The organism is Streptomyces sp. NBC_00005 (assembly GCF_045160215.1).
Taxonomy (GTDB): Bacteria; Actinomycetota; Actinomycetes; order Streptomycetales; family Streptomycetaceae; genus Streptomyces.
In genome coordinates this window covers 6,765,278-6,778,566 of sequence record NZ_CP108316.1, presented here as the reverse complement: position 1 = coordinate 6,778,566, position 13,289 = coordinate 6,765,278, and the positions used below count along the sequence as shown (strand labels likewise).

The 13,289-nt window shown below is 70.5% G+C and carries 10 protein-coding genes; 4 read left to right on the top strand and 6 right to left on the bottom strand.

Going from position 1 to position 13,289, the window contains the following annotated elements:
- Positions 1 to 91: 91 nt before the first annotated feature.
- Positions 92 to 1,120 (bottom strand): esterase-like activity of phytase family protein, encoded by a 1,029-nt coding sequence (locus OG303_RS31185; RefSeq protein ID WP_405872534.1) that lies wholly within the window; start codon positions 1,118 to 1,120, stop codon positions 92 to 94.
- Positions 1,121 to 1,168: 48 nt separating this feature from the next.
- On the bottom strand, positions 1,169 to 2,029 hold the full coding sequence (locus OG303_RS31180) for a serine hydrolase (protein WP_405872532.1): 861 nt from the start codon (positions 2,027 to 2,029) through the stop codon (positions 1,169 to 1,171).
- A 157-nt stretch (positions 2,030 to 2,186) separates the two neighbouring features.
- Here OG303_RS31180 and OG303_RS31175 point away from each other — a divergent pair, with 157 nt between their 5' ends.
- Complete coding sequence (locus tag OG303_RS31175) at positions 2,187 to 4,568, top strand: glycosyltransferase family 39 protein (RefSeq protein ID WP_405872530.1); 2,382 nt, start codon at positions 2,187 to 2,189, stop codon at positions 4,566 to 4,568.
- A 198-nt stretch (positions 4,569 to 4,766) separates the two neighbouring features.
- The gene (locus OG303_RS31170; RefSeq protein ID WP_405872528.1) at positions 4,767 to 5,567 is read left to right on the top strand and encodes an endonuclease I family protein; all 801 of its coding nucleotides are present in this window, start codon (positions 4,767 to 4,769) and stop codon (positions 5,565 to 5,567) included.
- A 20-nt stretch (positions 5,568 to 5,587) separates the two neighbouring features.
- On the opposite strand, the gene OG303_RS31165 is transcribed toward OG303_RS31170, so the two are convergent.
- The 3 genes from OG303_RS31165 to OG303_RS31155 form a co-directional block, all read right to left on the bottom strand.
- The gene (locus tag OG303_RS31165) at positions 5,588 to 7,276 is read right to left on the bottom strand and encodes a thiamine pyrophosphate-binding protein (protein WP_405872527.1); all 1,689 of its coding nucleotides are present in this window, start codon (positions 7,274 to 7,276) and stop codon (positions 5,588 to 5,590) included.
- Between the two features lie 29 nt (positions 7,277 to 7,305).
- Positions 7,306 to 8,274: an agmatinase gene (gene speB / locus OG303_RS31160; RefSeq protein WP_405872525.1), complete on the bottom strand. Its 969-nt coding sequence runs from the start codon at positions 8,272 to 8,274 to the stop codon at positions 7,306 to 7,308.
- 65 nt (positions 8,275 to 8,339) lie between these two features.
- Complete coding sequence (locus OG303_RS31155) at positions 8,340 to 9,800, bottom strand: sodium:solute symporter (protein WP_405872524.1); 1,461 nt, start codon at positions 9,798 to 9,800, stop codon at positions 8,340 to 8,342.
- A 122-nt stretch (positions 9,801 to 9,922) separates the two neighbouring features.
- On the opposite strand from OG303_RS31155, the gene OG303_RS31150 reads away from it, so the two are divergent.
- Positions 9,923 to 11,386, top strand: a complete 1,464-nt coding sequence (locus OG303_RS31150; RefSeq protein WP_405872522.1) for a PucR family transcriptional regulator ligand-binding domain-containing protein — start codon at positions 9,923 to 9,925, stop codon at positions 11,384 to 11,386.
- A gap of 128 nt (positions 11,387 to 11,514) precedes the next feature.
- Positions 11,515 to 12,306, top strand: coding sequence for a phosphatase (locus OG303_RS31145; protein ID WP_405872520.1), 792 nt, complete (start codon positions 11,515 to 11,517; stop codon positions 12,304 to 12,306).
- Positions 12,307 to 12,407: 101 nt separating this feature from the next.
- Here OG303_RS31145 and OG303_RS31140 read toward each other — a convergent pair whose 3' ends face one another.
- On the bottom strand, positions 12,408 to 13,283 hold the full coding sequence (locus OG303_RS31140; RefSeq protein ID WP_405872519.1) for an acyl-CoA thioesterase: 876 nt from the start codon (positions 13,281 to 13,283) through the stop codon (positions 12,408 to 12,410).
- Positions 13,284 to 13,289: the final 6 nt, after the last annotated feature.

Genomic DNA, 13,289 nt, shown 5'->3' with positions numbered 1-13,289 from the left:
GCGGGTGCCTTCCTTCAGATCTGATCTACCGGAAGGCACCAACGCAAACGGAACCGGATTTCATCCCTCCGCAACAAAACGGAGGCAGGGCTCAGACGCGTACCCGCAAGTAGTAGAACCGCGTCGTCTGCACCGCGTTCTGGTTGTCGTCGCTGACCAGGAGCACCTTCAGACGGCCCCGCGCGTCGCGGCCCGTGATCGTCATGCCCTCGATGTTGTCGAGGAGGGGGTTGGGCTGCGGCTGCTTGGCCGTCGCTCCCAGTGACGGGCAGGTCACGATGTCGGTGAGGAGGGTCTTCTTGATCAGGCGTACGCCGGGCTGGCCCGTGAGGTTCTCGATGCCGCTGGTGTCCGTCGCGTGGCGGGGGTCGGCCAGGTAGAGGCGGACCGTGTTGCCGACGCCGGAGGTGAAGCCGCGCTCCAGGACGAGCAGGCGGCCGTCGGGGGTGGCCTGGACCTCGGGGACGCCGAGGCCGGAGTCGATGGGGTAGGCGTACTGGGCGGAGAGCTTGAAGTGCCCGCCCTTCGTCCGCTGCCAGGTCTGGAAGCGCACGATCGAGGCGCTGTCGCCGGAGAGCGCGTTCTCCATCGACGCCACCAGGGTGTGGCCGCCGGGCAGGAGGGTCAGGCCCTCGAAGGTCAGGTTGGACGTGGCGCGTCCGGCGGGGGCGACCAGGAGCGAGGACGGCACCGGGAGGCGGTCGAGGATCCTGCCGTCGCGGGAGTAGCGGCGGATCGACGGCTCGGTCTCCGAGGTGATCAGGCGGGTGCCGTCGCGGTCGATGACGAGGCCCTCGCTGTCGAGCGCGGCCCCCTTCTCGTCGGCGAGCTGGACGACGCCCTTCGGCTGGAGCGTCTTCGCGTCGAGGCTGAAGAGGGAGGAGCGGTCCTCCAGCGCGGCGAGCGAACCGTCGCGGTCCACGGCGAGCGCGGAGAAGTTGCCGACGAAGGTGCCCTGGTACGTCGTCTTGTCGAGCGCGTCGGAGAAGCGGTCGATGGAGACGGAGGGCGAGCAGGCGTGGGTCGACTGCGGGCCGGCCGTGGCGGGCCCGGCGGCGGTCAGCGTGGTGGCCGCCGCCAGGGCCGCGGTGACGGTCGCGATGATGGTTCTCAGGCGCATGGGCGTCACCGTAGGGCGGGATGGTGACGGGCGGGAGACCGGCAGAGGTCAACTCGCGGCAAGATCCTTGTGAATGACCTTCGCGACGCCCTGAATGGTCGAAATACCGTAGTTCATGGTGCTGTTGCCCCACGTGAGCACGGTGATCATGTAGTCGTGGCCGCCGCCGTTGAAGGTGCCGACGCTGTGTACCCGCCAGCCGTGCGTGGAGCGCTGCAGCCAGCCGTTCTTGACGTGCCAGGAGACGCCGGAGGGAGTGCCGTACGGCGTGCCCCAGCGCTGCGAGGAGATGACCTGGCCCATCAACTTCAGGATGTACGCGCGGGAGTTGTCGCTCAGGACCGTGTTCGGCGCGGTGATCAGCTTGAGCAGCTTCTGCTCGTCGGTGACGTTGATCTGGGTCAGGCCCCAGTAGCCGTTGGCACCCGGGACGGTCTTCGTCATTCCGGCGGCGGCGAGGAAGCCCTTGATCTTCGTCATGCCGAGCTGCTTCCAGAGCTTGCTGGTCGCGTCGTTGTCGGACTTGGTGATCATGGCCTTGGTGAGCGAGGCCTCGGTGCTGGTCAGATAGCGGTTGTGCTTCTTCGCGTCCCACAGCAGCGTGGCGAGGACGGTGACCTTGACGACGCTGGCCGAGTCGTAGGCGCTGGTGGAGCGGAGCGAGCAGGTGGTCTTGGTGGTGCGGTCGTAGAGGCCGACCGCGACGGTGCCCTTGCGGTTCGCGAGGGCGGCGGTGATGTCCTTCTGGAGCTTGGTGGCCAGAGCGGCCTTCGAGGACGTACAGCTGACCGTCGGTGTCGCCGCGGCGGCGGGCGCGGCGGCGGCCACAGCGGGTATGAGGACGCCGAGTCCGACGGCGAGCGCTCTCGCGCGTCTTGATGTCGCGGATCTTGAAGTGCCGTGAGTCATGCTCCTGTTGACTCACAGGTTCGGCTGAAAGGTTGTACGCGCCACCAGGTCCGTTGGGAAAAGCCCGCACAAGGCGTTACCCCTTCCTTTGCGTTTTCACAGCGGGGAGCCAGGTTCGCCACAGCGCGCACCCACTCCCCGTTTGCACGATGCCCGGGTGACATCTGCCACCGATCCACTCCCCCACACCGAACCCGTGTCCGCCGACTGGCCGCCGCCGGCTCCACCCGCGGCACCACCGGACAAGGCACCACACTGGTCGCTGCCCGCCCTGATCGCGGTCCTGGTCCTGGCGACGGTCCTGTATGCCTGGAACCTGTCCGGCAACAGCCTCAACAGCTTCTACAGCGCGGCCATCTACAGCGGCACGAAGAGCTGGGAGGCGTGGTTCTTCGGCTCGCTCGACGCGGGCAACTTCATCACCGTCGACAAGCCGCCGTTCGCGCTCATGATCATGGGCCTGTCCTGCCGGATCCTCGGCTACGGCACCTGGCAGATGATGGCGCCCGAGATCGGGGCCGCGCTGGGCACCATCTGGATCCTGCACTCCTCCGTGAAGCGGGTCTTCGGGCACGTGGCGGCCATCATCGCGGCGCTGGTCCTCGCGCTGACGCCGATCACGGTCGCCATCAACCGCGACAACAACCCGGACACCATCCTCGTCCTGCTGATGGTCGGGGGCGCGGCCCTCGCCCTGCGCGCCGTGCACAACGACCGGCTGCTGCCGCTCATCGGCTCCGCGGTGTGCTTCGGGCTCGCCTTCAACACGAAGATGCTCCAGGGCTACATCGCCCTGCCGGCCGTCTTCGCCGTGTACGTGTACGCGTCGAAGCTCGGCTGGAAGAAGAAGGTCGTCAACCTGGCCCTTGCGGCCGTGGCGTTGGCGGTCGCCAGCTTCTGGTGGGCGACGGCCGTGTCCCTCGTCCCGGCCGACGACCGCCCCTACATCGGCGGCTCCACGGACGGCTCCGCCTGGAACCTGATCATGGGCTACAACGGCCTGGGCCGGGTCCTCGGCGGCGAGGGCAACGGCGGAGGCGGCGGCGGTGGAGGCGGCGGCACCTTCGCCGGGACCGCGGGCATCGGCCGTATGTTCAACGAGATCCTCGGCGGCCAGATCTCCTGGCTGATCCCTTTCGCGGGTATCGCGCTCGTCGGCGGCCTGGTGCTGTGCGGCCGCGCGCCGCGCACCGACCTGACGCGCGCCGCGCTGGTGCTGTGGGGCGGCTGGCTCGTGCTGCACTACCTGACCTTCGCGATGGCCGAGGGCACGATGCACCCGTACTACACGACCGCGCTCGCCCCGGGCATCGCGGCGCTGACCGGCGCGGGCGGCGTCATGCTGTGGCGCGCCTTCCGCAGCGGTGACGCGCGCTGGTCGTGGGTGCTGCCCGCCGGGCTCACGGTCACCGGCATCTGGGCGATCGTGCTGCTGCGCCGGGCCTCCGGCTGGAACACCTGGCTGTGGCCGGCCGTCGGTGTCGTCATGGTCCTCGCCATCGTGGGCCTGTTCGTCTTCCGCTCGGTCGGCTCCGGCACCAGGGTCCGGCTGCTCGGCGCGTCCGTCGTCGCGGCGATCGTGGCGGCCCTCGCGGGCCCGACGGCGTACGCGGCCTCGCCGGCCGTCGGTTCCTCCAGCGGCATGATGGGCGGCACCAACCCGACCGCGGGCCCCTCCACCGGTGGTGGCATGGGCGGTCCCGGCGGAGGCGGCGGAGGCGGCGGTCGCGGCGGCGGCAACGGCGGTCCCGGCGGCCAGATGCCCGGCGGCACCCAGCAGGGCGGCCAGGCGGGCGGGGAGATGCCCGGCGGCGGCCAGGGCCAGACAACTCCCGGCGGCGGCAACGGCGAACTCCCACAGGGCGGCGGCGCCCCCAGCGGCGCGCCCAACGGCCAGGGTGGCCAACAGGGCGGCGCGAACGGGGAGTTCCCCGGCGGCGGCACCGCTCAGGGCGGCGGCGAGAACGGCACGGCTCCGGGCGGCGGTACGGCTCCCGGCGGCAGCGGCAGCTCGAGCGGTCCTGGCGGCATGGGTGGCGGCGGTATGGGCGGCGGTGGCGGCATGGGTGGTGCCGACAGCCAGCTCATCTCGTACCTGGAGAAGCACCAGGACGGCGCCAAGTGGCTGCTCGCCGTGTCCAACTCGCAGAGCGCGGGGCAGCTGATCCTCAGCAGCGGCAAGCCCGTCATCTCCATGTGGGGCTTCACCAGCTCCGACAACGCGATGACGCTCGCCAAGCTCAAGGAGCTGGTGAAGAAGGGCGAGCTGCACTACATCCAGCTCGGCGGCGGCATGGGCGGTGGCATGGGCGGCAACAACAGCCTCAACCAGCAGATCACCACGTGGGTGGAGAAGCACGGCACGGCGGTGAAGGAGAGCGCGTACAACAAGAACGCGACATCGGAGTCCTCGAAGACCTCCGGCTCCTCGAAGACCTCCGGCTCCTCGAAGTCCTCGTCCTCGGCCGACTCGTCGGGGTCGTCGAACCAGTCGAACACCTCGACGATCTACCGCCTGGACCCGTCGGACGTCGGCTGACGCATCCACAGGTAGACACCCAACGGCCCCCGACCACCCGGTCGGGGGCCGTTCCCGTACGTCAACTCGCGTAGACAAGGGGCGATTTGCCGGTCCCCGTCACCCAATGGACACGCGCGGTCCATTGTCATGACTGCATGTCCATGCCACGCTCCCGTTTGCCGCCTCCATTCAACCCGCGTAGATGGGACAACCTTTATGCTGGCGACACGCACCCGCTGGAAGTCGGTGGCGCTGGCCACCGCCACCGTCCTGGTCGGCCTCACGGCCCCCACCCTGACCGCGACCTCGGCCGCAGCCACGACGACCGACTACGACTCGACGTACTACAAGAACGCGATCGGCAAGACGGGCTCGAGCCTGAAGTCGTCCCTGCACACGATCATCAGCAGCCAGACCAAGATCTCGTACTCCGCGGTCTGGAACGCGCTGAAGGCCACTGACCAGGATCCGAACAACAGCAACAACGTGATCCTGCTGTACAGCGGTGTCTCCCGCGCCAAGTCCCTCAACGGCGGTGACACGGGCGACTGGAACCGCGAGCACACCTGGGCGAAGTCCCACGGCGACTTCGGCGAGGTGACCGGCCCCGGCACGGACCTGCACCACCTGCGCCCGGCGGACGTCCAGGTCAACAGCATCCGTGGCAACAAGGACTTCGACAACGGCGGCAGCACCGTCAGCAACGGAGGCGGCAGCCTCACCGACTCCGACTCCTTCGAGCCGCGCGACGCGGACAAGGGCGACGTGGCGCGCATGATCCTCTACATGGCGGTGCGCTACGAGGGCGACGACGGCTTCGCCGACCTGGAGCCCAACGAGAGCGTCAACAACGGCAGCAACCCCTACATCGGGAAGCTCTCCGTCCTCAAGCAGTGGAGCGACGAGGACCCGCCGAGCGCCTTCGAGGAGAACCGCAACCAGGTCATCTACGACACGTACCAGCACAACCGCAACCCGTTCATCGACCACCCGGAGTGGGTCGAAGCGATCTGGTAGACGGTCGGCCGTCGGACCGGTCAGCCGTCCAGATGCGTCGGCGCGAACATCCGCAGCACCGCCGGGAGTACGACCACTGAGGGCCCCGGCTGCGACAGCGCCTTCGCCAGGTCGGTCTCCAGCGTCCCGGGGGATGTGAGAACCCCCGGGACGCCGAAGGACTCGGCGAGGGCCACATAGTCCGGGCGGGTCAGTTCCGTCGCCGTGGCCTGGCCGAAGGCGTCCGTCATGTACTCGCGCAGGATGCCGTAGCCGCCGTCGTCGACGATGAGCCAGGTGACGTTCAGGTCGTACTGGCGGGCCGTCGCCAACTCCGCGACGGAGTACAGCGCTCCGCCGTCGCCCGACACCGCGAGCACCGGGGTCGTCGGGTCCGCCGCGGCCGCGCCGAGGGCCGCCGGGAAGCCGTAGCCGAGGCCGCCGGCGCCCTGGGCCGAGTGCAGGCGGTTGGGGCCCTTGGCGTCGAACGCCGACCAGGCCCAGTAGGCCAAGATCGTCATATCCCAAAAGGACGGGGAGCCGGCCGGAAGCGCCTTGCGGACCGAGGCCAACACGTCCTGTTCCAGGGTGAGTTCCTGGGCGGCGATGCGGTCGGCGACCTTCTTCAGGACCGCACGGACCCGCTCGGGCGCCGAGGCGTCCGTGCGCTCCGGCACCGTCTCCAGCAGCGCCTGCAACGCCAGGCGGGCGTCCGCGTGGATGCCCAGCGCCGGGTGGTTCGACTCCAGCTTGCCGAGGTCGGCCTCGATCTGGATGACTCGGCCGCGCGGCTTGAACGTGTGGTAATTCGAGGAGAGTTCGCCCAGGCCCGAGCCCACCACCAGGAGGACGTCCGCCTCCTCCAGGAAGCCCGTGGTGTGGCGGTCCTCGATCCAGGACTGCAGGGACAGCTCGTGCTTCCAGGGGAACGCGCCCTTGCCGCCGGGGGTGGTGACCACCGGGGCCCGCAACACCTCCGCCAGCCGCCTCAGCTTGCCCGAGGCGTCCGCCCGTACCACTCCGCCGCCCGCGATGATCGCCGGGCGCGCGGCCTTCGACAGCAAGTCGGCGGCCACGGCGGTCAGTTCGGGGCGCGGAGGCAGCTCGTCGGGGGTCGCGTCCACCGCCGTCACCACCGGCAGCTGCGTCTCGGCCAGCAGCACGTCCTGCGGGATCTCCACCCACACCGGGCCGTGGGGCGCCGTAAGGGCCGACTTCCAGGCCGCTGCGACGGCGGACGGGATCTGGGACTGGGTGCGGACCGTGTGGACCGACTTCACCACGCCCCGGAACGAGGCCGCCTGGTCCGGGAGTTCGTGCAGATAGCCGTGCCTGCCGCCGCCCAGACCGGGGGTGGGGATCTGGCTGCTGATCGCCAGCACGGGGGCGGAGGCGGCGCGCGCCTCCTGCAGCGCCGCCAGTGACGTCAGCGCGCCCGGGCCCGTCGACAGGAGCAGCGGTGCCGCCTCGCCCGTGATCCGGCCGTACGCGTCCGCCGCGAACCCCGCGTTGTTCTCCACCCGCAGGCCGATGTAGCGCAGGTCGGAGCGGCGCAGCGCGTCGAACATGCCGAGCGCATGCTGGCCGGGCAGGCCGAACACCGTCGTCGCACCGAGCCCGGACAACGTCTCCACGACCAGGTCCCCGCCGTTGCGGCCCGGAGGAGGATTCAGCGCGGCCTCCGTCTGGGCGGCCGTCGGGCGGAGTTCCAGGTCGTGGTCGTGCGTCACTTGGTCTCTGTCTCCCTGCGAGTTACGAGTTACTGGTTGCGTGTCGCGGCAATCTGCCGGGACATGATCGTCGTCAGTTCGTACGCCGTGTGGGACGCGGCCACCGACGTGATCTCCGCGTGATCGTACGCGGGCGCCACCTCGACGACATCCGCCGAGACGAGGTGGCAGGACGCCAGTCCGCGCAGGATCTCCAGCAGTTCGCGGGAGGTCATGCCGCCCGCCTCCGGGGTTCCCGTGCCGGGCGCGTGCGCCGGGTCGAGGCAGTCGATGTCGATGGAGATGTACAGCGGGCGGTCGCCGATGCGCTGCCGCAGCTGGTCGGCCACCTCGTCGGCGCCCCGGCGGTAGATGTCCGCCGACGTGACGATGCCGAAGCCCATCTTCTCGTCGTCGGTGAGGTCCTGCTTGCCGTAGAGCGGACCGCGGGTGCCGACGTGGGAGAGCGCCTCGGTGTCGAGGATGCCCTCCTCCACCGCGCGGCGGAACGGCGTCCCGTGCGTGTACTCGGCGCCGAAGTACGTGTCCCAGGTGTCGAGATGGGCGTCGAAGTGGAGCAGGGCCACCGGGCCGTGCTTCTTCGCGACCGAGCGCAACAGCGGAAGGGCGATCGTGTGGTCGCCACCCAGGGTCATCAGGCGGGCGCCCGTGCCGAGCAGCTCGTCCGCGGCCGCCTCGATGGTGTCGACGGCCTCGTTGATGTTGAACGGGTTCGCCGCGATGTCACCGGCGTCCGCCACCTGCGCCAGCGCGAACGGCGACGCGTCCTGCGCCGGGTTGTACGGCCGCAGCAGCCGGGACGCCTCGCGGATCGCGTTGCCGCCGAAGCGGGCGCCCGGCCGGTACGAGACGCCCGAGTCGAACGGCACGCCCACGACCGCGACGTCGGCGCGGCCGACCTCGTCGAGGCGGGGCAGCCGGGCGAAGGTCGCGGGTCCGGCGTACCGCGGGATGCGGGAGGAGTCGACGGGGCCGCGGGGCGTCTCGTTGCTGCTCATGGGGTAATGCCTTCTTTCCTGCGCTTCATCGCGCATGGAGGTTTTTGTACTACTTCTCTACGACTCTACTGGGGCGCCGGAACGGGTTCGGGGGTGCGCTCGGGGGCCCGTCCGGCAAGGCGCTCCCGCCAGGCGGCGAGCACGGCCGCGTCGGTCGCGGGGGTGGCGAGGGAGACGGCCACGTACACGACCAGGGACGACAGCAGGCCGTAGTACACGGGCTCGTTGGCGAGGATGCCGTAGCCGGCCATCAGGCCGACGACCGCGACGCCGCCGACGACGATCGAGGCGAGGGCGCCCTGTGCGGTGCCGCGCTTCCACAGCAGCCCGCCGAGGATGGGGACGAGGAGTCCGCCGACGAGGAGGTTGTAGGCGACCGTCAGCGCTTCGACGACGTTGTTGAGCGCGATCGCCGTGCCGATCACCGCGAGGCCCATGATCAGGATGAAGACGCGGTTGCCCCTGACCTCGTCGTGCGCGTCCTCCGTGGGGCGCACCGCTCCCCGCAGCCGGGACCAGATGTCGTTGTTGGCGACGGTCGCGCAGGCGATCAGCGCGCCGGACGACGTCGACATCACGGCGGCCAGGGCGGCGGCAAGTACCAACCCCCGTACGCCGACCGGGAGTTCGTCCTTGACGATGGTCGCGAAGGCGTCGTCCGGGCTGCTGAGCTTGGGGTAGAGCACCTTGGCGGCCGTGCCGATGACGGCGCCCGCGAGGGCGTAGACGAGACAGTAGGTGCCCGCGACGGTGCCGCCCCACTTGGCGGTCCTGTCGCTGCCGGCGGTGAAGACGCGCTGCCAGATGTCCTGCCCGATGAGCATGCCGAACGTGTAGATCAGGACGTACGTGAAGATCGTCTCGCCGCCGATGCCCAGCGGGTCGAAGTACTCGGTGGGCAGCTTGGCCTTCATCTCGCTGAAGCCGCCCGCCTTGACGACCGCGATCGGCAGCAGGAGCAGCAGCACACCGATCGTCTTCACCACGAACTGCACCATGTCGGTGAGCGTGATCGACCACATGCCGCCGAGCGTCGAGTACGCGACGACGATCGAGCCGCCGAGGATGATCGCGACGGTCCGGTTCATGTCGAAGAGGACGTCGAAGATCGTGGCGTACGCGATGGTCGAGGTGACCGCGAGCATCAGGGTGTACGCCCACATGACCACGCCGGAGATGACGCCCGCGCGGCCGCCGTAGCGCAGGTCCAGCATCTCGGAGACGGTGTAGACCTTGAGGCGGGCGATGCGGGCGGAGAAGAAGACGGACAGGGCGAGCAGCCCGAGGCCGATGGTGAAGACCATCCAGGCGCCCGACAGGCCGTACTTGTAGCCGAGCCCGACTCCACCGATGGTGGACGCGCCGCCCAGGACGATCGCGGCCATGGTGCCGGAGTACATGGCGGGTCCGAGGCGGCGCCCCGCGACCAGGAACTCGCTCTTCGACTTGGCGCGGCGCATGCCCCACCAGCCCATGGCCAGCATGCCGGCCAGGTAAATGACGATGACTGTGTAGTCGACGGCCACAGGGCCCTCCTTCGCTCGGTCTCGCCGGCGGGTGATGAGCACTGACATTAGGTGGCCGGAAAGCGACTGCGAAGTGTACGTTTCATCCATTCGAGCCGCATTGGATGGAGGGAACGCACACCATGCCGGATCCCGCTGTTCCCCCTACTCCACCCGTGCCCCTCAGCTCACTCCTGGCCCGTGAGGATCTGGCCCTGCGGCAGATCGCGGGACCGGACGATCCGGACATCGTGATCCACTGGGCGCACACCTCGGAGATGGCCGATCCGTACCCGTATCTGCTGGGCGGGGAGCTGCTGCTGACGGCCGGCGTGCACATCCCGGAGGCCGCCGGCTCGGGCACCTACTTCGACGACTACGTGTCGAGGATCGTCGCGGCGGGCGGGGCCGCCCTCGGCTTCGGACTCGCACCCGTGCACGACACGGTGCCGCGCGCCCTGGTGGCGGCCTGCGACGCCCACCGGCTGCCGCTTCTGGAGGTCCCCCCGCAGACCACGTTCTCGGGGGTGGCGCGCGCCGTCTGGCAGTTGATGGCCCAGGCCCGCCTGGCCGAACTCCGCCGCGTCACGGAGGCACAGCAGTCCCTCGCCGCCGCGGCGTCCCGCCCGGACCCGGTGCCGTCGGTGCTGCGGCAGCTGGCCCAGCGGGTGGGCGGCCGGGCGGTGCTGTACGGGCCGGAGGGGGCGGAGCTCGCGTCGGCGGGGCGGGTGCCGGCCGACCAGGCGCGCGGAGCACTGGCCGATCTCGCGGAGGTCGTACGCCCCTCCGGCCCGGGGACCCCCACCTCCGCCACCGACTCCGCCGCGGGCACCCATCTCGCCGCCTACGCCCTGGGTGCCGGGCAGGGCTTCGTGCTCGGGGTCGCCACACCGCAGCGGGACCCCGGCGACCACACCATCGCCTCCGTCGCCGCCGTACTGCTGTCCCTGCTCACCGGCGAGCACCAGAGCGGCACGGGCGCCGCGCGGTCGTCCGCGCTGGTACGGCTGCTGCTGGGGGCGCCGCCCACCGACGTGGCCTCCCTCCTCGGACCCGGACAGTGGCTCGTGGTGCATGCCCGGCCGGACGCGCAGACCCTCGACCCGGTGGCCGCCTCCGCGCTGGGCACGGCCCTCGGATCGCCCCTGGTCGACCTGGCGCAGGACGTCGTACGGGTCCTGGTGCCGGCCGACCGCGAACCGGCCGCGCAGCCCGGCTGGACGCTGGGGGTCAGCGCCGCCGCGACCCCGTCCGCGTGGCCGGCGGCCGACACACAGGCCGCCCGCGCGCTGGCCCGTGCCCGCGCCACCCGCACGGACCTGGTCCGCCACGGCGACCGGGCCGGCCTCGCCGACCTGGTGCCGTCGCAGGAGGCCGAGGCGCACGCCCGCACGCTCCTCGCCCCGGTCGCGGACACCCCCGCGCTGACCGAGACACTGCGCACCTGGCTGTCCCTGCACGGCAGTTGGGACCGTACGGCCGTCGCCCTGTCCGTCCACCGCAACACCGTCCGCCAGCGCGTCGCCCGCTGCGCCGCGCTCCTCGACACGGACCTGGACGACCCGGACGTACGCATGGAGCTGTGGTTCGCGCTGCGCCGGCAATAGGCACGGCGACCGGTAGGGAAGGGGGCGGGGCAATAGGTAGTTCGACCCATGACAATGAGTACGTGACCCACGTCCCAGCGTGCGGGACGCCAGGGACTCGGACAGTCGACTGCCTCACAATGGGAACCATGCCGATACCCGGGACACCCAGCCGCGCCGAGCTCGTCGACCACCTTGTACGGACCCGTATCGCGGGCGATGTCGCGACGCCCCGCGAGAACAATCTCAGCCACTACCGCAAGCTGGCGAACAGTGACCGCCACTACTGGTTCGGGCTGGAGCTCGGCGACCGCTGGAGCGACGAGCAGGACGTGCTCGCGGTGATGGCGGAGCGGGTCGGCGTGAACGACGATCCCGAGTACCGGTACGGCCAGGACACCATCGACCCCGAGCTGACCGTCGACGGTCTGGAGCGGATGGCGGCGCGGCTGCGCAAGGCGGCCGAGGGGCAGCAGCGGGTGCTGTTCGCGACCGGGCACCCGGGCGGCCTGCTCGACGTGCACCGCGCCACGGCCGCCGCGCTGCGGACGGCCGGCTGCGAGATCGTCGTGATCCCGGAGGGGCTGCAGACCGACGAGGGGTACGTCTGGCAGCTCGCCGACGTGGCGGTCCTGGAGCACGGCGCCACCCTGTGGCACACGCACTCCGGCGAGGGAATGAAGGCCATCCTCACGGCACTTGAGAGCGAGGGCCGCCCGCTGCCCGACCTGGTCGTCGCGGACCACGGCTGGGCGGGCTACGCGGGACAGCACGGCGTCGACTCGGTCGGGTACGCCGACTCCAACGACCCGGCGCTCTTCCTCGCCGAGGCCGAGGGAACCGTACAGGTGACGGTCCCCCTCGACGACCACGTGCGCAGCCCGCGCCACTACGACCCGATGACGGCGTATCTGCTGGAGGCGGCGGGCCTGTCGTCGTGACGGCACATCGACTGCGGACAGAGATCGACTGCTGAGGGAGGCCGGCATCATTGGCCCTCTCGACGCGGAGCGCGCCCGCCGGTGATCGTGGGCGTGGCCCGTCAGCGTGGGACGCGCACCAGTCCTTCCTGGATCACCGAGATGGCCAGCTGTCCGTCCTGCGTGTAGATACGGGCCTGGCCGAGCCCGCGGCCGCCGTGGGCCGAGGGCGACTCCTGGTCGTACAGCAGCCATTCGTCGGCGCGGAAGGGCCGGTGGAACCACATGGCGTGGTCGAGGGAGGCTCCGACCACGTCACCGACGGCCCAGCCGCCCCGGCCGTGCGCGAGCAGGACCGAGTCGAGCAGGGTCATGTCGGAGACGTACGTGGCGAGGACGACGTGCAGGAGCGGTTCGTCAACAGCACCGCCGAGCTTGCCGTTGGTGCGGAACCACACCTGCGAGTGCGGCTCACGCAGCTCGCCGAACTTCCCGTACGGCGGCTCCTCGGCGTACCGCAGGTCGACGGCCTCGCGCGCCTCCAGGAACTTCTCGACGATCACCGGATCGATGTGGTCGTAGCCGCGCAGCCGCTCCTCGGAGGTGGGCAGCGTGGCCGGGTCGGGCGCGGCCGGCATCGGGGTCTGGTGGTCGAGTCCGTCCTCGTCGGTCTGGAAGGAGGCCGAGAGGTGGAAGATCGGCTTGCCGTGCTGGACGGCGACCACCCGGCGGGTGGTGAAGGAGCGGCCGTCGCGGATGCGGTCGACGTTGTAGACGATGGGCGCGCCGGGGTCGCCGGGGCGCAGGAAGTACGCGTGCAGGGAGTGGGCGTACCGGTCCGCGGGGACCGTACGCCCGGCGGCGACGAGCGCCTGGGCCGCGACCTGTCCGCCGAAGACGCGCGGGACGACGGCGGACCGGGACTGGCCGCGGAAGATGTTCTCCTCGATCTGCTCGAGGTCGAGCAGATCGAGGAGACTCTGGAGTGCCTGGCTCATGGGAGA

Coding starts and splice junctions, on each gene's coding strand:
- OG303_RS31185 (WP_405872534.1), bottom strand. CDS start 1,120: ATGCGCCTGAGAACCATCATCGCGACCGTCACCGCGGCCCTGGCGGCG.
- OG303_RS31180 (WP_405872532.1), bottom strand. CDS start 2,029: ATGACTCACGGCACTTCAAGATCCGCGACATCAAGACGCGCGAGAGCG.
- OG303_RS31170 (WP_405872528.1), top strand. CDS start 4,767: ATGCTGGCGACACGCACCCGCTGGAAGTCGGTGGCGCTGGCCACCGCC.
- speB (WP_405872525.1), bottom strand. CDS start 8,274: ATGAGCAGCAACGAGACGCCCCGCGGCCCCGTCGACTCCTCCCGCATC.
- OG303_RS31150 (WP_405872522.1), top strand. CDS start 9,923: ATGCCGGATCCCGCTGTTCCCCCTACTCCACCCGTGCCCCTCAGCTCA.
- OG303_RS31145 (WP_405872520.1), top strand. CDS start 11,515: ATGCCGATACCCGGGACACCCAGCCGCGCCGAGCTCGTCGACCACCTT.
- OG303_RS31140 (WP_405872519.1), bottom strand. CDS start 13,283: ATGAGCCAGGCACTCCAGAGTCTCCTCGATCTGCTCGACCTCGAGCAG.